Here is a 20,835-nt window from a genome sequence, read left to right as displayed (position 1 = left end):
GATCCAGATCAATGTATGAACAGATGCCCCGGTTGATCGTATGCCAACCTGATGAAGACTGCGACCGCTGGCCGCAGAGGTCGGCCATTGCCTGCGCCTACAATGCCGTGTCTCCCCCGTTGCCCGTGAAGACCCCTTGAGCGCCGCCGAAACCACCCCCGACGCCCTGTCCCCGGAGGCCGAAACTGCCCGCCAGCGTCGTGTCCGCGCGGCGTGGCTGGCCGATCTGGCCCATTCCGCCCGAGGCCGCCAGCAGCTGGCGGCACTGTGCATCAGCCTGTCCGGTGCCCTGTTGATCGGCCAGGCGGCCGCCATCGCCTGGCTGGTGCAGCAGGTGCTGGTGGAGCGCGCGCCGCTGGCCTCGGGGTTGCCGGTGCTGGGCGGTCTGGCGGCGATCCTGGTGGCGCGCACGCTGCTGGGCAGCGCCACCCAGGCCGCCGCCGGTGATGTGGCCGATGCCGCGCGGTTGGCCCTGCGTGAACGCGTGTTCGGACGCCTGCTTGGCCATGGGCCGCTGTGGCTGCGCCAGCGCCGCACCGGCGAACTGGGCGAACTGATGCTGCATCACGCTGATGCGATAGAGAGCTATTACAGCGGTTTCCTGCCGGTACGCACCGAAGTGGTGGTGGTGCCGCTGCTGATCCTGGCCGCCGTAGCCTGGGTCGACTGGGTGGTGGCGCTGATCCTGCTGTTCACTGCACCGTTGGTACCGTTCTTCATGATGCTGGTGGGCTGGGGGGCCGAAGCGGCCGGCCGCGCGCAGCTGGGTGAGCTGGCGCGGATGAGCGGCCATTTCGCCGACCGCATCAAGGGCCTGGGCCTGCTGCGCCTGTATGGCCGCGGCGAGGCTGAGCTGGAGGGGATCGAGGCGGCTGCCGAAGGCGTGCGCGTGCGTACCCTGAAGGTTCTGCGCATCGCTTTCCTCTCGTCCACGGTGCTGGAGTTCTTCGCCTCGGTCAGCGTGGCGATGGTCGCCCTGTACCTCGGGCTGAGCTATCTGGGCATGATGTCGTTGCATGCAACGGTACCGACGCTGGGGGCGGGCCTGTTCTGCCTGCTGCTGGCGCCGGAATTCTATGCGCCGCTGCGACGGCTGGCCGCCCACTACCACGACCGTGCCAATGCGCTGGCTGCCGCTGCCGAGGTGGAGCGCCTGCTGCAGTCGCTGCCCGATGAGCAGGGCCTGATCGAGAACGAAGCTGCGCCGCTGGCGGTGGAGCCGGCCGAGGCCGCGCTGCCGCCGCTGCGGGCACAGGGTCTGGTGCTGCGTCCGCTGGGCGCGCCGCACGATGTGCTGCAGGATCTGGACGTGCTGCTGGAACCGGGCCAGCGCCTGGCCCTGGTCGGTCCCAGCGGGTCCGGCAAGAGTACGTTGCTGGAGGCGCTGGCCGGTTGGCTGCCGCCGCGGGCCGGCAAGCTGCAGGTGCGTCCCGGCGTGCAGGTAGCCTATGCCAGCCAGCGTCCGTACCTGTTCCACGGCAGCATCGCCGACAACCTGCGCCTGGCCGATCCCGGCGCCAGCGATGCGCGCCTGCGCGCGGTGGCCGAGGCTTCGCAGGTACTGCAGTTTGCGCAGCGCCTGCCGCAGGGGCTGGATACGGTGATCGGCGAACGTGGCTTCGGCCTGTCCGGTGGTGAGGCGCGTCGCATCGGCCTGGCCCGCCTTCTGCTGCGTGATCCGCAGGTGCTGCTGCTGGACGAACCCACCGCGTTCCTGGATGCCGATACCGAAGCGGCATTGCTGCGCAGCCTGGCCGCATATGCACGTGGCCGCAGCGTGGTGGTCGCCACCCACAGCCCGGCGGTGATCGCCTGGGCCGATCGTTGCCTGCTGTTGCCGGAAGGCCGCCTGGTGGAACCGGCACAGGCGGTGCGCGCATGAGCCGTTCGCCTGATTCGCTGCGCGCGGTGTTCCTGCGTCATCGTCCACGCCTGTTGCTGACGATCCTGTTGTTGTGGACCACGATGCTGGCCGGCACTGCATTGCTGGGCCTGTCCGGTGGTTTCCTCACTGCGGCCGCGCTGGCCGGTGCCGCAGGCCTGGGGCAGGGATTCAATTTCTTCTCGCCGTCTGCGGGTATCCGTGGCTTGACCATGGCGCGCATCGTGTCGCGCTACTTCGAAAAGCTGGTGGGCCACGATGCCACCCTGCGCATCGCCCGCGATCTGCGCGTCTGGTTCTTCCGCCGCGCGCTGCCACTGGCGCCGGCACGGCTGGGGGCTACGCGTACCGGCGAGTTGCTGGCGCGACTGCTGGGCGACATCGGCGAAGTGGATGGCCTGCTGGTACGGGCGATCGGGCCGCTGGTGGCGCTGGGTGCGCTGTCGGTGGTGGCGGTTGCATCGGCGGCGCTGATCCTGCCGTCGGCGGCAGTGCTGCTGGCGGTGCTGGCGCTGCTGATCGCCTTCGGTGTGCCGTGGCTGGGCGTGCGTGGCCACGATGATGAAGAAGCCGACCGCGCCGCGCATCGCGCCGCATTGCGCACCGCGGCCTTTGAAGGGTTGGAAGGGGCGGGAGATCTGGCCGCGTTGCATGCCGATGCCGCGTGGCAGCTGAAGGTACGCGTGGCAGCCAAGCAGCTGGTCTCGCGCGACCGCCGCCGTCGCTGGCGCCTGATCGCGGCCTCGACCCTGCACGGCCTGGTGGCCGGGCTGGGCCTGGTGGCGATGCTGGCGTTGGCCCTGCACGCCGCCGAACGGCAGCGCATCGCGCCGGAGATGGCGGCAGGCCTCGTGTTCCTGACCGTGGCGTTGATTGAACTGTGGGCCGGCATGGGCCTGGCCTGGCAGTCGCTGCAGTCCGGGCGCATTGCCGCAGATCGCCTGCAGGCGATCGTCGAGCAACCGCCGACGGTGGACGATCCGCAAGTGCCACAGCCGGTGCCGCAAGCCGCGCGCGTGCATTGGGACGATGTGCATTTCCAGTGGCCGGGCGCGGCGCGGCCGGTGCTGTCCGGTCTCCAGCTGACCCTGGCGCCAGGCGAACGCATTGCCATCCGCGGCGACAGCGGCAGTGGCAAGACCACGCTGTCCAGCCTGCTGCTGCGGCTGTGGGATCCGCAGCAGGGGCGAATCACCTATGGTGGCCGCGATCTGCGCGACGTCGCCCAGGCTGAGTGGCATCAGCAACTGGCGTGGCTGCCACAGAACGCACCGGTGTTTGCCGGCAGCGTGGCAGAAAACCTGCGGTTGGGCGATCCCGATGCCAGCGACGCCGCCTTGTGGGCGGTCCTCCGTCGCGTGCGCCTGGGCGACTGGGCCGAGCGCAACGGTGGCCTGCAGGCCTGGGTGGGCGAGAACGGCGCGACGATGTCGGCCGGCCAGGCGCGACGGCTGGCGCTGGCGCGGGCGCTGCTGCGCAACGCGCCGATCCTGCTGCTGGACGAACCAACCGAAGGGTTGGACGTGGATACCGCACGTGCGCTGCTGCACGATCTCTCCGGGTTGCTGGACGGGCGCAGCCTGTTGATGATCACCCACGACGACCTGCCCGAAGGCGTGGTCGATGCGCAGTACCGGTTGCGTGATGGGGTGTTGATCCGCGAACTCTGATCGAGGCATGTCCACGCGTGGCGTGGATCTACTGTAGAGCAGAGGCAGCCGAGCATGGGCTTGGCTCTACAGGTTGGCTATCGCGAGAACTCGCGCAGCAGTACCGCGATCGAGGCCACGTTGGCCAGCACGCACAGCCAGAACACCCATTGGAACGCGGCCTTGCGGTGCTTGTGGCGGAACATCGCCTGGCCCAGCAGCGCGCCGGGCCAACCACCGGCAAAGGCCAGCAGCTGCAGGGTGCGCTCGGGAATCCGCCACTGCTTTCGCTGCGCCGCGCGCTTGTCATGGCCATAGAGGCCGAACGACACTGCGCTGGCCAGCACGCACCAGCCGCCCAGCCACAGCGGCAGCACGCCGCTGATCATCAGCGCGATCAACGCGCCGAAGGCAGCCAGCGCGAGATTACGCCGCCACGCCACTTACAGCGCGTCGAGGAAGCCGCGCACGGCCGGGCCGAAACGCTCGAAATCGACGAGGAAGGCGTCGTGGCCCTGCGGCGATTCCAGGCCGATGAAGTGCGCATCGGCACCGCCGGCGCGCAGGCCATCGGCAACCTGTTGCTGCTGCTGCACGGGGAACAGGATATCGGTGTTGGCGCCGATCGCCAGCGCCTTCTCCACGCGGATCTTCGCGAGCCCGGCCAGCACGTCGCCGTCGGCATACTCGGCCAGGTCGAACCAGTCCATCGAGCGGCTCAGGTACAGGTAGCAGTTGGGATCGAAGAAACGCACGAAGCGCCGTGCGTGGCCTTCCAGATAGCTTTCCACCTGGAATTCCAGGCCGAACGGATCGTCGTCGGTCTGGTCCGAATCCAGCCGCACGCGGCCGAAGCGGCCATCCCACTCCAGCGCGGAGCGGTAGGTGATCACGCCCAGTTTGCGCGCCATGCGCATGCCGGACTCGGGGTACTCGGCATCGTCGTAGTGGCCGCCATTCCAGCGCGGGTCAAGGCGGATCGCCTCGCGCTGCAGCGAGCGGATCGCGATCGAGAACGGCAACGCCTGCGCGCTGCCGGAAATGTTGACGTGGCTGCGCGCGATGCCCGGATGCAGCATCAGGATGGCAAGGGCCGTCATGCCGCCCATCGAATTGCCGACCACGCAGGCCAGCCGCTCGATACCTAGTGCACGCACGACGTCGACGGCGGCGCGGGCACCGTCTTCGATCGACAGCTCGGGGAAGTCCAGGCGGTAGGGCTGACCGTTGGCCGGGTTGAGCGAAGCGGGGCCGGTCGAGCCCTTGCAGCTGCCCAGCGAGTTCACGCAGACCACGAACCAGCGGTCGGTATCGATGGGCTTGCCGGGGCCAACCATCGCTTCCCACCAGCCCGGTGCCGGGTTGGCCTCGTTGGCCGCTGCATGCGCGTCTGGGGACAGGCCGGTCACGATCAGGATCGCATTGCTGGCATCGGCCGCCAGCGTTCCCCAGGTCTCGTAGGCCACGCGCGCGCCGTGCAGGGCGCCACCGCGCTTGAACGGGAACGGCGAAGGCAGGGCGTGGAAGCGGGTGCCGGGCGGGATGAATTCGGTCATGCACGCATTCTAGCGGGGCGGCATGTGGAGCTGGCGACACGCTGGTTTCCAGCAGCGGGTGGATGCGGACCGGACCGTCGTATCCACGCATGGCGTGGATCTGCTGTAGAGCCGAGCCGATGCTCGGCTGGCGGGCGCCGGCAACCCAATCGCAGCCGAGCATGGGCTCGGCTCTACAAGTCAGGGAAACCGCAGTTCCACCACGCCTTCATGCGGCAGGCTTACCTTCACCGGAACGCTCTGCAGGTCGTCCTCGCTGCGATTGGCACTGCCGGTGCGCGAGATGCGTGCCAGCACTTCCACTTCGCGATGGGCCGACAGCGGTGCGGTTGGCATCGGACTGTCACCGTCGCCCAGCCCGACCGTGTCCGGGAATCCGCTCAGCGGCAGCTTGCGAGCGGCCACCGGCATCGGCGGGCCACCGACGGCACGGGCCAGCACGAACACCTGGGTGCTGGCGGGCCACTCGGCGTTGTTCAGTGCCGGCAGCTGCACGCGCACCTGCAGCTGCGCCGGTGGCGCCGCGGCGCCAGCATCGGGCGCCTGGCCGGCGGCCTCGCGGGCAATGGCGATCTGCGCCTGCAGCGCCTGCGCGGCGCCGGGCTCAAGCCGTGGCAGCAGGCCGCTCCACACATCCGCGGCCTCGGCATTCCTTCCGCGCTGGCGCAGGGCGATGCCCAGCAGCCAGCTGGCGCGCTCGGCGTCAGGGGCCTGTGTACGTGCCTGCTGCAACCAGGCCATCGCGGTGTCATCGAACTGCTTGCCGGCATCAGCCTGCGCGCGCGCCTGCGCGGCTTCCACCAGCACGCCAGGATCATCCGGTGCCAATTCGGCGGCCTTCGCGAAGGCGTCTGCCGCAGCTGAGGCATTGCCCAGTTCGGCCTGCGAACGCCCGAGCAATGCCCAGCCATCGGCACGCTGAGGGTCGCGCTTCAGTGCATCCTGCAGGGCCTGCACGCCATCGCGCAGGGTGGCTACCGACGGCGTCGGCTGTACCTGTGCTGCACGCGGATCACCGACCAGCAGGTACAGGCAGGCACCGGCCACGCCCAGTGCGAACACGCCGACCACGAAACCGCGACGACCGTGGTGGCGCAACGGCGACAGCACCAGCGCTGCCATCAGCGCAGCAACCAGGCCGGCCAGCACCGGCAGCCAATGGTTCACCATTCGTCTCCTTCATCGGCCTTGCCGGCCGGCGCCGCGCCGACGGTGCGTCCCCGCCGGCGGACGATGCCCAGCACCACCAGTGCACCGGCGCCGAGCACCAGCAGGGGGCCACCCCACAGCAGCCAGGTACCCGGCTGCAACGGTGGTTGATAGAGCACGAACTCACCGTAGCGGGCGACCAGGAACTGCTTGATCTGCGCGTCGTCGTGGCCCTGCTGCATCAGCTGCAGCACCTCGCGGCGCAGGTCCTGGGCGATCTGCGCGTTCGAATCGGCCAGCGACTGGTTCTGGCACTGCACGCAGCGCAGCTGCGCGGCCAGGTCATGGAAGCGGCGTTCCTCGGCATCATCGCGGAACTGCAGCGGCTGCGGATCGTGCAGCGGCTGCTGGGCCAGCGCCGCCAGCGGCAGCATCAGAATCAGAAGCAGCAACGCCAGCAGCCAGCGCATGGGTTCAGGGCGCCGTTTGCAGGGTGTTGCCGGCACTGCCCTGGGCCTTCTCGATCTTCTCCAGTGCCGGGATCAGCTTCTCGTCGACCACGCGCTGGGTCATCGCGCCACTGTACTTCCAGCGCACGATGCCACTGCCATCGACCAGGAACGTCTCCGGTGCGGCGGTCACGCCCCAGTCGATCGCGGTGCGGCCCTCGACGTCACTGAGCACCACCATGAACGGGTTGCCCAGCTGTTCCAGCCAGTGCAGCGCGTCGGTCGGATCATCCTTCCAGTTGTAGCCGATCACGCGCACGCGCTTGCTCTCGGCAAAGCGGGTCAACACCGGGTGTTCCTCACGGCAGGCCGCGCACCAGCTGCCCCAGACGTTCAGCAGATAGGGCGCGCCGCGCAGCTCGTCGCTGTGTACGATCATTTCCGGGTCATGCAGCACTGGCAGCGCGAACGCCGGCGCCGGCTTGTCGATCAGTGCCGACGGCAGTACGTCGCGCTGCGGGTCGCCCGATTTCATCACCCCATAGATCATCAGCCCGAGCAGGCCGAAGAAGAACAGCACGCCGATCACGATGGCTACCGGCGGCAGCGGGCGGGAGGGGCGCGGGGCGGGGGACTCGGACATGGGAACTCCTACGGACGACGGAAACGGCGGTCGGCGGCGGTGATGAATCCGCCCAGGGCCATCAGCAGCGCGCCGAGCCAGATCCAGCGCACGAACGGCTTGATGTGCACCCGGACCGCCCATGCATTGTTGCCCAGCGGCTCGCCCAATGCCACGTAGACATCACCGTCGAAGCGTGCATCGATGCCGGCCTCGGTCATCACCTGGCCGCCACTGGCGTACTGGCGCTTCTCGGGATGCAGCAGGGCCTGCTCGCGGCCGTTGCGGAACACCCGCAGGTGGCCTCGATCAGCGATGAAATTCGGCCCTTCGCGATGGTCCACGCCTTCGAAGCGGACTTCGTAGCGACCGACCACCAGCTGCTGGCCCGGCGCCAGCGCCACTTCGCGCTGCACGTTCAGCGCCTCCACCAGCAGCGCGCCGGCCAGGAACACGGCGATGCCGGCGTGGGCGACGATCATGCCGAGCATCTCGGCGGTGAAGCGGCCATTGCCGCGCAGGCGCTGCCAGACGAAGCGTGCGGTGCCGAGTGCGACCCAGGCCGCAGCGGCGACGCCGATACCGGCCTTCCAGCCATTCTGCGGTGCCTGCCACCAGGCCAGCGCGCCCAGCAATACTGCCAGGCCCAGCCAGGGTGCCAGCAGCGCGAAGGCGCGCGAGGGCTGGTCACGCTGCCATTTCACCAGTGGGCCGAACGGCAGCAACAGGATCATCGGTGCCATCAGCAGCAGGAACAGGCTGCCGAAGTAGGGCGGACCGACCGAGATCTTGCCCAGCGACAGCGCATCGGCCAGCAGCGGGTACAGCGTGCCGAGCAGCACCATCGCGCAGGCGGTGGCCAGCAGCAGGTTGTTGGCCAGCAGCAGGGTCTCGCGCGAGGTGGCGGTGAAGCCACGGCGCGGATCATCGGCATCCACGCTCAGCTGGCTGGCGCGCAGCGCGTACAGCAGCAGGCTGCCACCGACCAGCACTGACAGGAACACCAGGATGAACAGGCCGCGCGAAGGATCGGCGGCGAATGAATGCACGCTGGTCAGCACGCCCGAGCGCACCAGGAAGGTGCCCAGCAGCGACAGCGCGAAGGCGGCGATCGCCAGCAGCAGGGTCCAGCTGCCGAAGGTGCCGCGCTTTTCGGTGACGGCCTGTGAATGGATCAGTGCCGCACCGACCAGCCACGGCATGAAGCTGGCATTTTCCACCGGGTCCCAGAACCACCAGCCGCCCCAGCCCAGCTCGTAGTAGGCCCACCAGCTGCCCAGTGCGATGCCCAGGGTCAAAAAGCCCCAGGCAACGTTGGTCCACGGCCGCGTCCAGCGCAGCCAGCGTGCATCCAGGCGACCTTCCAGCAATGCCGCCACCGCGAACGCAAACGGCACCGCAAAGCCCACGTAACCGATGTACAGCATCGGCGGGTGGATGATCAGCCCCGGGTCCTGCAGCAGCGGGTTGAGGTCGCGGCCTTCCAGCGGCGCCGGGTTCAGGCGCAGGAACGGATTGGAGGTGAAGATCAGGAAGGCGAGAAAGCCGACGCTGACCACGCCCATCACTGCCAGCACGCGGGCCTGCACCGGTGCCGGCAGGTGCCGCGAGAACAGCGCCACCGCGCCGGTCCACAATGCCAGCACCAGCGCCCACATCAGAAGCGAGCCCTCATGCGCGCCCCACACCGCCGAATAGCGGTAGATCAGCGGCAGCAGCGAATTGGAGTTCTCGGCCACGTAGCGCACCGAGAAATCCTGCTGCACGAACGCGGCGGTCAGCACCGCGAAGGCGCCGGCCAACAGCAGCAGCTGCGCGAAGGCGGCAGGCCGCGCCACCGCCATCCATGCCGCGTTGTTGCGATGCGCACCGGCCAGCGGCAGGCCGGCCTGCAGCAGCGAGGCCAGCAACGCACACAACAGCAGGATCTGACCCAGTTCGGGCAGCACTCAGCGCACCTCGGGGGCTGTCACCGGCACGTCGTGCTTGCGATGGGCATCGCCCATCTTGTCGGCCACTTCCTTCGGCACGTACTTCTCATCGTGCTTGGCCAGCACTTCGTCGGCGACGAAGACACCGTCCTGCAGGCGGCCACTGGCGACCACCGCGGTGCCTTCGGCGAACATGTCCGGCAGGATCCGCGAGGTGGTCACCGCCAGCTGTGCGTCGCCGTCGGTCACGTCGAAGCGCGCCTCCAGCGAGCCGACCGGGCGGTTGAAGGAGCCCTTCACCACCATGCCGCCCAAGCGGAAACGCGACTGTGCATCGACATCGCCGCGCAGCACTTCCGAAGGGGTGTACAGGTAGGCGATGTTGCGCTCCAGCGCCATCGCCACCAGCGCGGTGGCCAGGCCGGAGGCGAGCAGGGCCAGCAGCACCCACACCAGGCGGCGACGCTGCACCGGGGTCATCGTTCCAGCTCCGTCGACAGCGGCGTCGCCGCGTCCTGCCTGCCAGCGCGGGTCTGCTGCCGCTGCTGGCGGGCCAGTGCCAGCCGGCGTGCCACGCGCAGGCGCAGCCACGAACCGAGGGCATCGGCGCTGAGTACCAGCACGAATACGGCGTAGGCGCCGATCACGTAGGGCAGGTGGGTCATGGCTGGGCCTCCCGGGTGGCGCGCGCGGCATCGACACGGCCGCCGACCCAGGCCTTGCCGGCCTCGCGGTCGAGATTGTCGGCGCGGGCCTTGGCCAGCACCGAACCGGCGAACCAGAACTTGGTGCCGATCACCATCCACCACAGCGGCGCGATCATCGCGCTGCTGATCGCCGATTCACCGAACACGTTGATCGACTGGCGCTGGTGCAGGCCGCCCCACCAGTCCACCGAATAGCGGATCACCGGCAGCAGGCTGACACCTACAATGGCCAGCAGGCCAGCGGCGCGCGCGGCGCTGCGGCGGTCCTCGATGGCGTGGTACAGGCCGATCACGCCCAGGTACAGGAACAGCAGTACCAGTTCGCTGGTCATGCGCGGGTCCCAGTCCCACCAGGTGCCCCAGGTGCCCTTGCCCCAGATGCTGCCGGTCAGCAGGGTGATGAGGGTGAAGCCGGCGCCCATCGGCGCGCAGGCCATGGCCAGGATCTCGCAGACCTTGATCCGCCAGATCAGCGCGATCGCGGCATACAGCGCCATCAGCGCGAACACGAACAGGCTCATCCAGGCACTGGGCACGTGGATGTAGAGGATGCGGAAGCTGTCCAGCTGCTTGGCTTCCGGCGGCACCACCAGCAGCGCCTGCCACATGCCGACCAGCAGCACCGGCACTGCTGCAAGGTAGAACACCCGCGACCAGCGGGCAGCGAAACGGTCGAACGTGGGAGGCGAACCGAGTTGGTGGAACCAGCGGACAATCGGATTCATGCGTGGCGGCTATCCAGCAGGGGTGGATTGGCTCTCAGCTCGGTCAACTCAGAGAAATACGTATTGCAGCGGCGGTGGCCAGCGGCGCCAGCACCAGCGCGACCAGCAGGCCGGCGCCCAGCATCAGCAGCGCACCGACCGGATCCTGCCCGCGTCCGGCTGCCGCCAGGCTGCCTGCACCGAACACCAGCACCGGCACGTACAGCGGCAACGACAGCAACGCCACGAGAATACCAGAGCGCCGGATGCCGACGGTCAGTGCAGCGACCACGCCACCGATCAGGCTCAGCAACGGCGTTCCCAGCAGCAACGATGCCAGCAACATCGGCAGCTGGTCATGCGGCAGATGCAGCATTTCGGCCAGCAGCGGGCTGACCACGATCAACGGCAGTGCCGTGGTGGCCCAGTGCAGCAGTACGCGCACCAGTACCAGCCAGGCCAGCGGCACCGGCGCCAGCAGCCACTGTTCCAGCGAGCCATCTTCGGCGTCGGAACGGAACAGCGAATCCAGCGACAGCTGTCCCGCCAGCAGCACGGCCAGCCACAGCACCGCGCCGGCGGTAGCGGCCAGCAGTTGTGGCTCACGACCCTGGGCCAGCGCGAACAGCACCACCACCAGCACCGCGAACAGCAGCGGTTGCAGCGCGTCGCCGCGTCGGCGCCAGAGCAGGCGCAGGTCGCGCTTGAGCAGGGCGCCTGCGGTCTGCCACAGGCCTGGTTCGGTACCCGGCGCGATCATGCGGCACCGCCGAGGTCAAGCTGGCGGGTGCGCACCGGCGGTGCGGCATAGGCGCCATGGGTGGTGACCAGCGCAGCGCCGCCGGCGCGCAGGTGCGCCGAAATCATCCGGTTGACCAGGGTGATTCCCTCCAGGTCGAGGTTGGCGTAGGGTTCGTCGAGCAGCCACAGTGGCGCCGGCGACAGCCAGATGCGCGCCAGTGCCAGCCGCCGCTTCTGCCCGGCCGACAGGTGGCGTACCAGAGTGTCCTCGTAACCGGCCAGGCCGACGATGGCCAGCGCGTTGCCGGGCATCTGCCGCGCACGACGGCCGTGCAGGCCGCACAGGAAGTGCAGGTTCTCCAGCGTGCCGAGGTCCGGCTTCAGCGCCGGCAGGTGGCTGAGATAAGCGACATAGCGCGCACGCTCGGCGTTGCTGGCGGGCTTGCCATCGATCCGCACCTGGCCGGCGCCGGGCCGGGCCAGGCCGGCCAGAACGCGCAGCAGGGTGGTCTTGCCGGCGCCGTTGCCACCCTGCACCAGCAGGGCTTCGCCGGCGTCCACATGGAAGTCCAGCGGGCCGAACACCGGCTCGTCATTGCGGGAGAAGCTCAGGCCGCTGGCGGCCAGCAATGCAGGGGTGTTCAAGGGGCAGGGGTCTTCATGCCGGAGTGCGGTCGCAATTGTAGCGGTGAATGCTGTCCCGGTAGCGCCGGGCCATGCCCGGCGGCCGCAAGGCATATGCAAAGAGCCGCCGGGCATGGCCCGGCGCTACCGGCTGAACCCACAGTCGCAGCGCGGATTTCGTACACTTCTGGGCCTTGTTCCCCACAGTCCAGGCCGATGCAACCCACCACCAAGCTGCCCAAGGTCGGTACCACGATCTTCACCGTGATGTCCCAGCTCGCCGCCGAACACGGCGCGGTCAACCTGGGCCAGGGTTTCCCGGACTTTTCCGCGCCGCAGCGCCTGATCGATGAGACGGCCAGGGCGATGGCCGCCGGGCTGAACCAGTACCCGCCGATGACCGGCGTAGCCCCGCTGCGCCAGGCCATCGCCCAGAAGGCGCTGGACTGCTACGGCGCGCAGGTGGATGCGGACAGCGAGATCACCGTCACCAGCGGCGGCACCGAGGCCATCTTCAACGCCATCCACGCCGTGGTGCGTGCGGGCGAGGAAGTGATCGTGCTCGACCCGGCCTACGACTGCTACGAGCCGGCGATCGACCTGGCCGGCGCCAAGGCGGTGCATGTGTCGCTCGATCCGCAGACTTTCGCCGTCGATTGGGATCGCGTGCGTGCAGCGATCTCCCCGCGCACCCGCATGTTGATCGTCAACACCCCGCACAATCCGTCCGGCGCGATGCTGTCGGCGCAGGACATGCAGGCGCTGGCCGAACTGCTGCGCGGCACGCAGATCTACCTGATTTCCGATGAAGTGTATGAGCACATCATCTACGACGGCCGTCGCCATGAGTCAGCGCTGCGCTACCCGGAACTGCGCGAGCGCGCGTTCGTGATCTCCAGCTTCGGCAAGACCTACCACTGCACCGGCTGGAAGATCGGCTATGCGATCGCCCCGCCGGCGCTGACCGCCGAGTTCCGCAAGGTGCACCAGTACAACACCTTCACCAGCTTCGGCCCGGCGCAGTACGGTTTCGCCGCGATGATCCGCGATGAGCCGGAACACCACCTGGAACTGGGCGCGTTCTACCAGGCCAAGCGCGACCGCTTCCGCGAGCAGCTGGCCAGCACCCGCCTGAAGGCGCTGCCGGTACCGGGCGGCTACTTCCAGCTGGTCGACTACTCGGCCATCAGTGACCTGCCGGACCATGAGTTCGTGAAGTGGCTGACCATTGAGAAGGGCGTGACCGCCATCCCGCTGTCGCCGTTCTATGAGACTCCGCCGGCCGGCCAGCGCCTGGTGCGCCTGTGCTTCGCCAAGAACGAAGCGACCATGGACGCGGCGATCGAACGCCTGCGCCTGCTGTGAGCGGAGGCGTGGACATGCAGGACCTGCGCATTTCCCTCGTCCAGGGTGACACCCGCTGGCACGACCCGGCCGGCAACCGCGCCTACTACGGCGCGCTGCTGGCACCGCTGGCCGGCACCACCGACCTGGTGATCCTGCCGGAGACCTTCACCAGTGGTTTCTCCAACGAGGCCATTGCCCAGGCCGAAGGCATGGACGGCCCGACCGTGGCCTGGGTACGCGAGCAGGCCAGGGCCTTGAACGCGGCGGTGATCGGCAGCGTGCAGCTGCGTGATGGCGAAGGCGTCTACAACCGCCTGCTGTTCGCCACGCCCGATGGCACGCTGGAGTACTACGACAAGCGCCACCTGTTCCGTTACGGCGGCGAGCACGAGCGTTATGCCGCCGGCCGTGAGCGCCTGAGCGTGGAATGGAAGGGCTGGCGGATCAATCCGCAGGTCTGCTACGACCTGCGCTTCCCGGTGTTCTGCCGCAACCGCTACAACGTCGAGCGTCCGCAGCAGCTGGACTTCGATCTGCAGATCTTCGTGGCCAACTGGCCGTCGGCGCGCGCCTATGCGTGGAAGACCCTGCTGCGCGCGCGCGCGATCGAGAACCTGTGTTTCGTGGCGGCGGTAAACCGCGTCGGCGTGGACGGCAACCAGCTGCACTACGCCGGCGACAGCGCGGTGATCGACTTCCTCGGCCAGCCGCAGGTGGAGATCCGCGAACGCGAACAGGTGGTGACCACCACCATCTCGGCCGATGCCCTGGCCGCACATCGCGCGCGCTTCCCGGCGATGCTCGATGCCGATGCCTTCCACCTGGACGAACAGGCCTGAGCCACGGCCTGAACAACGCCGCACCAGCGCGCGCGCCTGCATCCAACGTGCACGCGCGCGCTGCTAGATTCGCCGTCAGTCCGACCGAACTGGAAGTCCTGCCATGAACAAGCCTTTCGCCGTGCTGCTGGCCCTGTCTGCTGCAACGCTGGCCCCGGCTGCGCACGCTGCCGGCAATCTCGATTGCCAGCTGCGCTACAACCTGTCCGGCTGGTCGCTGATCTACAAGACCGCCTCCGGCAACGGCACCGTCACCTGCAGCAATGGCGCCAGCATGCCGGTACGTATCGAAGTGAAGGGCGGCGGCCTGACCGTGGGCAAGTCGAAGATCACCAATGGTCGTGGCAGCTTCACTGGCGCCGTCAGCGTCAACGAACTACTGGGCACCTACGCCTCGGTTGGCGCGCATGCGGGTGCCGTGAAGTCCAGCAACGCGCAGGTGATGACCAAGGGTGACATCTCGCTGGCCCTGTCCGGTACCGGCAAGGGCTGGGACCTGGGCGTGGACGGCGCCGCCTTCACCATCAGCCGCCGCTGATCCCAAAAAAAGGGGACGGAGGGGATTAAGTCGCTTTCGCCCCTTTGAGGCAAAAGCGACTTAATCCCCTCCGTCCCCTTTTTGTATCAGATGCCGTCGGTGTTGGTGCGCACGATCAGCTTCCAGCGGATGTCGCCCTCGTGGGGCGCGTGCTGGTGATGGGATTGGGGCGGGAATGGATCGTTCTTGTTGCACGTCACTTCACGCTTGCAGCCCTTGCACCGATAGATGCCTGACGCCTGGACCTTCTCGGCCGGGCCATGCGTGTCAGTCCATACCTGTGTGACCTTCTCTGCCTGCAGGTGCGCTGCTTCGGTGTACCACGCCATCGTCAATGCCTCATGTTGCGGATGAGGGTTCACGATAGGCGTTCATCGCGTTGCTCGCGTCGACCTATGGCACTAATTGCACGTTTTCAAAGAATTCCTAGCTCACGCTTTTCATCCGCGCATGGCGTGGATCTGCCAACGGATCGACCCACCAGACAAAGAAAAACCCCGGCCTGGGCCGGGGTTTCTCATTTCAGCGTGGCCTGTGATCAGCCGCCGCGTGGGCCGCTACGGCGCGGGCCGCCCGGGCCGCGGTTGCCGCCGGGACCACGGTTGCCACCCGGACCGCCGGGGCCGCGGTTACCTCCGGGGCCACGGTTGCCACCGCCCGGGCCGCGACCGCCCGGACGGGCGCCCTGTGCCGGCTTCGGGCTGCCATACGGGTTGAAACCCGGGGTTGCATGGTCGGACGGGAAGCTCGGGGCGTTGCCCGGATGACCGTACGGGTGCTTGTTGCCCTGGCCCTGCGAGCGGTTGCCGGCACCGGCCGGACGACCCTGGCCGCCTGCGCCGCCACGGCCTTCACCACCGAAACCGCCACGGCCCTGGCCGCCGGCGGCGCCCGGGCCCTTCGGCTTGCCGTACGGACGGCCCTGGCCGCCCGCGCCCGGTCCACGGGCACCCGGGCCACGTGCGCCCGGGCCGGCATTGCGGTGCCCGCTCGGACCAGTGCTCACGCCGTCCGGCACGTACCAGGTACGGAACGCGGCCGGGTTGCCTTCCGGCAGCGAACGGTCATTCTTCGGCGCGCGCTGCTTGAACGGCTTCTGCGACTGCTTGGCCGCTGCTTCACCGCTGACCGTCAGGCCGCCCTTGAAGCCGCCACCCTTGCCGCCGCGACCACGGCCGCGGTCTTCGCGGACGTTGTCGAAACGGCGCAGCTCGCGACCTTCGTCAGCGGTGTTGTGGCCATTGACATAGGCATTGCCACGGCCACCTTCGCGCACGCGCACGGTGGTCTTGGCGGCGCGGCGCTGGCCGATCACCGGCTGCAGCGTCAGTGCCGACGGTGCGCCTTCTTCCAGCTTCAGCTGGGCGCGCAGCGCTTCCACCTGAGCGGTGCCCAGTTCCACCGAATGGCCACGGGCCAGTTCGCGCGGCAGGCTCACCTTGCCATAGCGGGTGCGCTTCAGGCGGCTGACCTGGCAGCCCTGCGATTCCCACAGGCGGCGCACTTCGCGGTTGCGGCCTTCCTTCACCACGACGCGGAACCAGTCGTGGGAATCGGTGCCGCCGATGCGTTCGATCTCATCAAACTTGGCCGGACCGTCTTCCAGTGCGACGCCACGGCTGAGGCGGTCGACGATGGCGTCGGAGACCTTTTCCTCGCCTTCCGGTGCACGCACGCGCACCACGTACTCGCGCTCGACCTCGAACGACGGGTGCATCATGGCGTTGGCCAGCTCACCGTCGGTGGTGGCCAGCAGCAGGCCGGTGGTGTTGATGTCCAGGCGGCCGATGGCGATCCAGCGCGCGCCCTTCAGCGGCGGCAGCGACTCGAACACGGTCGGGCGGCCTTCGGGATCTTCGCGGGTGGTCACCTGGCCTTCCGGCTTGTTGTAGACCAGCACGCGCGACGGCTCGGCCAGGGCAGTGGCGACGAAGCCACGGCCATCCAGTTCGATCCTGTCGCCGCTCTTGACCGACATGCCGGTCTGCGCGACTTCACCGTTGACCTTGACCAGGCCTTCGGCGATGCGCTGTTCCAGCGCGCGGCGCGAGCCGAGGCCGGCCTGGGCCAGCACCTTGTGCAGGCGCTCTTCCAGCTTGAACTGTTCGGAGGTGGCTTCGCGCTTCAGCGAGAGCTTGTTACGGGGGGTGTCACTCATCAGTTTTGCTCCGGCCGACGGTTTCGAGGTCGGCCTCTGGTTCGGAATCGGCTTGGTCAACAGCCACGGTCGTCATCGCGACGGCGTTGTCTTCGCGTTCGTTCACTGGCACCGCGCGCTCGCCCGGCGCGGAATCGGGGTGCCCATCATCGAGGGGCGAAGGTGCTTGCTCATCGGAGGCCGATGCAGGGGCTGCATTGGCGGAATCGGGGGTGTCACTGCCGGCCAGGCCGGCGTCATCGTTCGCGGCAACGCCATCGGCGCCGACCGAGATGTCCGGACCCTCGGCACCGGCCACGGCCGGTGCATCACGGTCCAGGGCCAGCTGCGGTTCCAGCTCACCCAGGTCCTTCAGTTCCGACAGCGGCGGCAGTTCGTCCAGCCGCTTCAGCCCGAAGTAGTCCAGGAAGCCCTTGGTGGTGCCGAACAGCGCCGGCTTGCCGGGCACGTCGCGGTGGCCGACCACGCGGATCCATTCGCGTTCTTCCAGCGCCTGGATGATATTGCTGCTGACCGCCACGCCGCGCACCTGCTCGATCTCGCCGCGGGTGATCGGCTGCCGGTAGGCGATCAGCGCCAGGGTTTCCAGGGTGGCACGGGTGTAGCGGGTCTTGCGTTCGGTCCACAGTCGGCTGATCCAGCCATGTACTTCGCTGGTGACCTGGTAGCGGAAGCCGGAGGCGACCTCGACCAGTTCCACGCCACGACCTTCGCAGGCCTCGCGCAGGCGCTCCAGCGCACGTTCGATGCTGCCCGGCGGTGCCGGTTCCTCTTCCGGGAACAGGTCCTTCAGCTGGGCCAGGGTGAGTGGCTGGCTGGAGGCCAGCAGGGCACCCTCGACAATGCGGTCGATCAGCGATTGATCCATCGGCAGTCAGCGCTCACTCGTTGGCATTGGCGGCGTCGTTGTCGTCGAACTCGCTGCTGAACTGCAGCGGCGCGTTGGTGTTTCCAGCGGCCAGCGACTTCACGTAGATCGGCGCCAGCGGTTCTTCCTGGACGATGTCCAGCAACTGTTCCTTGGCCAGTTCCAGCACCGCCAGGAACGTGACCAGCACGCCCAGCTTGCCTTCTTCGGCGGTGAACAGCCCTTCAAAACGATAGAACTTGCCGTCTTCAAGGCGTCCCAGTACTTCGCCCATGCGTTGCCGCACGCTCAGTGCTTCGCGCTTGATGGCGTGGCCGCTGAACAGCTCGGCGCGCTTGAGTACGTCGTGCAGGGCCAGCAGCATTTCCTTCAGGTCCACCGGCGGCGGCAGCTTCACCGTGGCGCGCTCGGGCATGAAGGCATGCGCCACCGTGGTGTCGCGGTCCTGGCGGGGCAGGGCGTCGATGTCCTCGGCGGCCTGCTTGAAACGTTCGTACTCCTGCAGCCGGCGCACCAGCTCGGCGCGCGGGTCGGCCTCATCGCCTTCCTCGCTGACCGGGCGCGGCAGCAGCATCCGCGACTTCACCTCGGCCAGGATCGCGGCCATCACCAGGTACTCGGCCGCCAGCTCGAAGCGCAGCTCGCGCATCACGGTGATGTATTCCACGTACTGCCGGGTGATTTCGGCCACGGGAATGTCCAGCACATCCAGGTTCTGGCGGCGGATCAGGTACAGCAGCAGGTCCAGCGGGCCTTCGAAGGCGTCCAGGATGACTTCCAGCGCGTCCGGCGGGATGTACAGGTCCTGCGGGATCTGCAGGACCGGTTGCCCATGCACCACGGCCAGCGGCATTTCCTGCTGCTGGGGGGCTGGCGGCCGGGTTGGCGGGTTCGCGTCGAGCGCGAGTTCGGAAGTCATCTAATGGACATCAGGATTGCAACGGACCAGTCGCGGCACCGGGTTCGCCGGGCCAACGCCACGGAGCCCCAGGGCACCAGACACGCCGGGATCGGCGCGATTCCACACATATCAAACAGCAGGACGCGCCGCAGTAAACGGCAGCGACAGAACTACGGGGAGGTCGTCTACGTGGCCCGGCCAGGTGGTCCGGTTTGAAGCAGCGGATCTGTCGCCGGGGGCTGCGTGGCCGCAGAAACCGACGGGCTGCTGCATCCAGCCACGTGCAATGGAGCCTAGGGTAAGCCTTTGCTGCGCCAGTGTCCAGCCGGACCGGGGCAGGGGCTGCATTGGCTAGAATCGGCGGACCCGACAACGCAAGCGAGGAAATGCCGGTGTGGTATGTGATCGAAGGGTATGACGGCCAGGATGTGCTGGCGCAGCGGCTGCAGGCGCGGCCGGAGCATCTGGCGCGGCTGCATGCGCTGCGCGACGCGGGACGCCTGCTGCTGGCCGGGCCGTGCCCGGCGGTGGACAGTGAAGACCCGGGCCCGGCCGGTTTCAGCGGTTCGGTGGTGATCGCGCAGTTCGAGTCGCTGCCGCAGGCCCAGGCCTGGGCCGATGCCGACCCGTACGTGGCTGCAGGCGTCTACACCCGCGTGCAGGTCCGGCCGTTCCGCAAGGTGCTGCCGTGAACGCGGAGCGGATCGAGCGGATCCGTGATGCGCTGCAGCAGGCGCTGGCACCGAGCGTGCTGGAGATCGAGGACGACAGCCATCGTCACGCCGGCCATGCCGGTGCGCGCGACGGGCGCGGCCATTTCAACGTGCATGTGGTCAGTGAGCGCTTCGCCGGGCTGGGGCCGCTTGCCCGGCACCGCGCGGTCTATGCCGCGCTGGGGTCGATGATGGAGACCGATATCCACGCGCTGTCCATCCGCGCACAGACCCCGTCAGAACAGGGCTGAGTCCTTGTCCCGCACTGTCCTGGCCGGTCCCTGCGGGCCTGGCCACGGACAGATTTTCATGTCCATTTCGGGACATTCGCCTAACGGACTGTTTACAAGCCTGGATGGAAACGCTTACATTCCGCGCCAATGCTGGTAGGTCCAAGCCGTGGAGGGCGGCTTCGTGAACAAGGCAGCTATCACAATCAAAGACGTCGCACGCGAAGCCCGGGTCTCCGTGGCCACGGTTTCCCGCGCGCTCAACGGGCATGAAAATGTCGCCGAACCGGTCCGCCAGCTTGTGCTGGAGGTGGCCGCACGGCTGCGTTACACCCCGCACGCCGCCGCCCGCAGCCTGAGCAGCCGCCGCACCAATACGGTGGGCGTGGTGCTGCCTGACCTGTACGGCGAATTCTTTTCCGAGCTGATGCGCGGCATTGACGGGGTGGCCCGCAACCGCCGCCAGCACCTGCTGGTGTCCAGCTACCACGGTGACCAGGAACAGCAGGGCGCCGCCCTGCGTGCCATGCGCGGCCGCGTCGACGGCCTGCTGGTGCTTTCGCCCTATGCCGAGAGTCCGGGCTTCCTGACCGACAACCTGCCGCAGTCGTTGCCGACGGTGTTGATCAACACCTATCTGCCCGGGCAGGACCACCCGGTGCTGAGCATCGACGACCACGCCGGCGCGATGGCGATGACCCGCCACCTGCTGGATGCCGGCCACCGCCGCATTGCCTTCATTTCTGGTCCGGACCTCAACTTCGACGCGCGCGAGCGCCTGCGCGGCTTCCGTGACGCGCTGGCGGCTTCTGGCGGTGGCGCCGAAGGCATCGAGTTGCCCGGTGATTTCGACGAAGCTTCCGGCCATCGTGCCGGTCAGGAGTTGCTGGCAGCCGGAGCGCTGCCCGATGCCGTATTCGCCGCCAACGACATGATGGCCCTGGGCTGCCTGTATGCGTTCACGCAGGCAGGGGTCCGTGTGCCGGCCGATGTGGCCCTGGCGGGTTTCGATGACATTCCACTGGCGCGTTTCGTCCACCCGTCGCTGACCACCATGCAGGTCAGCATCGCCGAGCTCGGCGACCGGGCCATGACGCGTCTGATGCAGTTGATGGACGGCACCTCCACGGATGGGGCAGGGGACAAGCAGACCCTGGTTCCCCGCTTGATTGTTCGCGATTCCACCACTCCGCCATCCGGCCGTTGAAGCCAGAGGCGTTTCTTCTT

General features: G+C 68.1%; 23 protein-coding genes. 8 read left to right on the top strand and 15 right to left on the bottom strand.

Annotated features, from left to right (window positions below; translation table 11 throughout):
* The first annotated feature begins 136 nt into the window (after positions 1-136).
* The gene (gene cydD / locus AB839_RS01435) at positions 137-1,882 is read left to right on the top strand and encodes a thiol reductant ABC exporter subunit CydD (RefSeq protein ID WP_061478027.1); all 1,746 of its coding nucleotides are present in this window, start codon (positions 137-139) and stop codon (positions 1,880-1,882) included.
* Positions 1,879-3,552, top strand: a complete 1,674-nt coding sequence (cydC, locus tag AB839_RS01430) for a thiol reductant ABC exporter subunit CydC (RefSeq protein ID WP_061478026.1) — start codon at positions 1,879-1,881, stop codon at positions 3,550-3,552. The genes cydD and cydC overlap by 4 nt, the downstream gene beginning before the upstream one ends.
* Positions 3,553-3,629: 77 nt before the next feature.
* Here the strand turns inward: cydC and AB839_RS01425 are convergent, their stop codons facing one another.
* The 11 genes from AB839_RS01425 to ccmA all read right to left on the bottom strand — a co-directional run bounded on the left by AB839_RS01425 (position 3,630) and on the right by ccmA (position 12,035).
* On the bottom strand, positions 3,630-3,974 hold the full coding sequence (locus tag AB839_RS01425; protein ID WP_061478025.1) for a DUF1294 domain-containing protein: 345 nt from the start codon (positions 3,972-3,974) through the stop codon (positions 3,630-3,632).
* Positions 3,975-5,087, bottom strand: a complete 1,113-nt coding sequence (locus tag AB839_RS01420; RefSeq protein ID WP_061478024.1) for a homoserine O-acetyltransferase — start codon at positions 5,085-5,087, stop codon at positions 3,975-3,977.
* A 180-nt stretch (positions 5,088-5,267) separates the two neighbouring features.
* A complete protein-coding gene (locus AB839_RS01415) occupies positions 5,268-6,257 on the bottom strand; it encodes a cytochrome C biogenesis protein (RefSeq protein ID WP_061478023.1) in 990 nt (329 codons plus the stop codon).
* Positions 6,251-6,706, bottom strand: a complete 456-nt coding sequence (locus AB839_RS01410; RefSeq protein ID WP_061478022.1) for a cytochrome c-type biogenesis protein — start codon at positions 6,704-6,706, stop codon at positions 6,251-6,253. Before AB839_RS01410 ends, AB839_RS01415 begins: the two co-directional genes overlap by 7 nt.
* Before the next feature lie 4 nt (positions 6,707-6,710).
* The gene (locus tag AB839_RS01405) at positions 6,711-7,328 is read right to left on the bottom strand and encodes a DsbE family thiol:disulfide interchange protein (protein ID WP_061478021.1); all 618 of its coding nucleotides are present in this window, start codon (positions 7,326-7,328) and stop codon (positions 6,711-6,713) included.
* Between the two features lie 8 nt (positions 7,329-7,336).
* Positions 7,337-9,256 (bottom strand): heme lyase CcmF/NrfE family subunit, encoded by a 1,920-nt coding sequence (locus AB839_RS01400; RefSeq protein ID WP_061478020.1) that lies wholly within the window; start codon positions 9,254-9,256, stop codon positions 7,337-7,339.
* On the bottom strand, positions 9,257-9,718 hold the full coding sequence (gene ccmE / locus AB839_RS01395) for a cytochrome c maturation protein CcmE (protein ID WP_061478019.1): 462 nt from the start codon (positions 9,716-9,718) through the stop codon (positions 9,257-9,259).
* Positions 9,715-9,903, bottom strand: a complete 189-nt coding sequence (locus AB839_RS01390; RefSeq protein ID WP_061478018.1) for a heme exporter protein CcmD — start codon at positions 9,901-9,903, stop codon at positions 9,715-9,717. The genes ccmE and AB839_RS01390 overlap by 4 nt, the downstream gene beginning before the upstream one ends.
* Positions 9,900-10,670 carry a heme ABC transporter permease CcmC gene (ccmC, locus tag AB839_RS01385; protein ID WP_061478017.1) on the bottom strand — a complete coding sequence of 257 codons (771 nt, stop codon included), beginning with the start codon at positions 10,668-10,670 and terminating at the stop codon, positions 9,900-9,902. The genes AB839_RS01390 and ccmC overlap by 4 nt, the downstream gene beginning before the upstream one ends.
* 43 nt (positions 10,671-10,713) lie before the next feature.
* A complete protein-coding gene (gene ccmB, locus AB839_RS01380) occupies positions 10,714-11,409 on the bottom strand; it encodes a heme exporter protein CcmB (protein WP_006456616.1) in 696 nt (231 codons plus the stop codon).
* Positions 11,406-12,035: a heme ABC exporter ATP-binding protein CcmA gene (gene ccmA, locus AB839_RS01375; protein WP_014037834.1), complete on the bottom strand. Its 630-nt coding sequence runs from the start codon at positions 12,033-12,035 to the stop codon at positions 11,406-11,408. The genes ccmB and ccmA overlap by 4 nt, the downstream gene beginning before the upstream one ends.
* Before the next feature lie 195 nt (positions 12,036-12,230).
* Between ccmA and AB839_RS01370 the strand changes: the two genes are divergently transcribed.
* The 3 genes from AB839_RS01370 (at position 12,231) to AB839_RS01360 (ending at position 14,738) form a co-directional block, all read left to right on the top strand.
* Complete coding sequence (locus AB839_RS01370) at positions 12,231-13,379, top strand: pyridoxal phosphate-dependent aminotransferase (protein WP_061478016.1); 1,149 nt, start codon at positions 12,231-12,233, stop codon at positions 13,377-13,379.
* Positions 13,380-13,393: 14 nt separating this feature from the next.
* Complete coding sequence (locus tag AB839_RS01365) at positions 13,394-14,200, top strand: amidohydrolase (protein ID WP_061478015.1); 807 nt, start codon at positions 13,394-13,396, stop codon at positions 14,198-14,200.
* A gap of 103 nt (positions 14,201-14,303) precedes the next feature.
* Positions 14,304-14,738: a hypothetical protein gene (locus AB839_RS01360; RefSeq protein WP_061478014.1), complete on the top strand. Its 435-nt coding sequence runs from the start codon at positions 14,304-14,306 to the stop codon at positions 14,736-14,738.
* An 86-nt stretch (positions 14,739-14,824) separates the two neighbouring features.
* Here the strand turns inward: AB839_RS01360 and AB839_RS21825 are convergent, their stop codons facing one another.
* From AB839_RS21825 to AB839_RS01340, 4 genes are all read right to left on the bottom strand, one after another.
* The gene (locus AB839_RS21825) at positions 14,825-15,067 is read right to left on the bottom strand and encodes a hypothetical protein (RefSeq protein ID WP_005417638.1); all 243 of its coding nucleotides are present in this window, start codon (positions 15,065-15,067) and stop codon (positions 14,825-14,827) included.
* 209 nt (positions 15,068-15,276) lie between these two features.
* Positions 15,277-16,896: a pseudouridine synthase gene (locus AB839_RS01350; protein ID WP_061478013.1), complete on the bottom strand. Its 1,620-nt coding sequence runs from the start codon at positions 16,894-16,896 to the stop codon at positions 15,277-15,279.
* Entirely contained in the window at positions 16,889-17,764 is an 876-nt protein-coding gene (gene scpB / locus AB839_RS01345; RefSeq protein ID WP_061478012.1) for an SMC-Scp complex subunit ScpB, read from the bottom strand. The genes AB839_RS01350 and scpB overlap by 8 nt, the downstream gene beginning before the upstream one ends.
* Before the next feature lie 13 nt (positions 17,765-17,777).
* Positions 17,778-18,683 carry a ScpA family protein gene (locus AB839_RS01340; protein ID WP_005417635.1) on the bottom strand — a complete coding sequence of 302 codons (906 nt, stop codon included), beginning with the start codon at positions 18,681-18,683 and terminating at the stop codon, positions 17,778-17,780.
* Positions 18,684-19,057: 374 nt separating this feature from the next.
* Here AB839_RS01340 and AB839_RS01335 point away from each other — a divergent pair, with 374 nt between their 5' ends.
* The 3 genes from AB839_RS01335 to AB839_RS01325 all read left to right on the top strand — a co-directional run bounded on the left by AB839_RS01335 (position 19,058) and on the right by AB839_RS01325 (position 20,815).
* Positions 19,058-19,357 (top strand): YciI family protein, encoded by a 300-nt coding sequence (locus AB839_RS01335; RefSeq protein ID WP_005417634.1) that lies wholly within the window; start codon positions 19,058-19,060, stop codon positions 19,355-19,357.
* On the top strand, positions 19,354-19,629 hold the full coding sequence (locus tag AB839_RS01330; RefSeq protein WP_005417632.1) for a BolA family protein: 276 nt from the start codon (positions 19,354-19,356) through the stop codon (positions 19,627-19,629). Before AB839_RS01335 ends, AB839_RS01330 begins: the two co-directional genes overlap by 4 nt.
* A 148-nt stretch (positions 19,630-19,777) precedes the next feature.
* On the top strand, positions 19,778-20,815 hold the full coding sequence (locus tag AB839_RS01325; RefSeq protein WP_005417630.1) for a LacI family DNA-binding transcriptional regulator: 1,038 nt from the start codon (positions 19,778-19,780) through the stop codon (positions 20,813-20,815).
* Positions 20,816-20,835 lie beyond the last annotated feature (20 nt).

This window comes from Stenotrophomonas sp. DDT-1, from assembly GCF_001580555.1.
Lineage (GTDB): Bacteria > Pseudomonadota > Gammaproteobacteria > Xanthomonadales > Xanthomonadaceae > Stenotrophomonas > Stenotrophomonas sepilia.
The sequence above is the reverse complement of the archived record's forward strand: the minus strand, read 5'-3'. Positions and strand labels throughout refer to the sequence as shown.

Excerpts from the sequence above, each read along its gene's own strand:
- cydC (WP_061478026.1), top strand. The coding sequence starts at position 1,879 with ATGAGCCGTTCGCCTGATTCGCTGCGCGCGGTGTTCCTGCGTCATCGT.
- AB839_RS01420 (WP_061478024.1), bottom strand. The coding sequence starts at position 5,087 with ATGACCGAATTCATCCCGCCCGGCACCCGCTTCCACGCCCTGCCTTCG.
- AB839_RS01415 (WP_061478023.1), bottom strand. The coding sequence starts at position 6,257 with ATGGTGAACCATTGGCTGCCGGTGCTGGCCGGCCTGGTTGCTGCGCTG.
- AB839_RS01410 (WP_061478022.1), bottom strand. The coding sequence starts at position 6,706 with ATGCGCTGGCTGCTGGCGTTGCTGCTTCTGATTCTGATGCTGCCGCTG.
- AB839_RS01405 (WP_061478021.1), bottom strand. The coding sequence starts at position 7,328 with ATGTCCGAGTCCCCCGCCCCGCGCCCCTCCCGCCCGCTGCCGCCGGTA.
- ccmE (WP_061478019.1), bottom strand. The coding sequence starts at position 9,718 with ATGACCCCGGTGCAGCGTCGCCGCCTGGTGTGGGTGCTGCTGGCCCTG.
- AB839_RS01390 (WP_061478018.1), bottom strand. The coding sequence starts at position 9,903 with ATGACCCACCTGCCCTACGTGATCGGCGCCTACGCCGTATTCGTGCTG.
- ccmC (WP_061478017.1), bottom strand. The coding sequence starts at position 10,670 with ATGAATCCGATTGTCCGCTGGTTCCACCAACTCGGTTCGCCTCCCACG.
- ccmB (WP_006456616.1), bottom strand. The coding sequence starts at position 11,409 with ATGATCGCGCCGGGTACCGAACCAGGCCTGTGGCAGACCGCAGGCGCC.
- AB839_RS01370 (WP_061478016.1), top strand. The coding sequence starts at position 12,231 with ATGCAACCCACCACCAAGCTGCCCAAGGTCGGTACCACGATCTTCACC.
- AB839_RS01365 (WP_061478015.1), top strand. The coding sequence starts at position 13,394 with ATGCAGGACCTGCGCATTTCCCTCGTCCAGGGTGACACCCGCTGGCAC.
- AB839_RS01360 (WP_061478014.1), top strand. The coding sequence starts at position 14,304 with ATGAACAAGCCTTTCGCCGTGCTGCTGGCCCTGTCTGCTGCAACGCTG.
- AB839_RS21825 (WP_005417638.1), bottom strand. The coding sequence starts at position 15,067 with ATGGCGTGGTACACCGAAGCAGCGCACCTGCAGGCAGAGAAGGTCACA.
- AB839_RS01350 (WP_061478013.1), bottom strand. The coding sequence starts at position 16,896 with ATGAGTGACACCCCCCGTAACAAGCTCTCGCTGAAGCGCGAAGCCACC.
- scpB (WP_061478012.1), bottom strand. The coding sequence starts at position 17,764 with ATGGATCAATCGCTGATCGACCGCATTGTCGAGGGTGCCCTGCTGGCC.
- AB839_RS01340 (WP_005417635.1), bottom strand. The coding sequence starts at position 18,683 with ATGACTTCCGAACTCGCGCTCGACGCGAACCCGCCAACCCGGCCGCCA.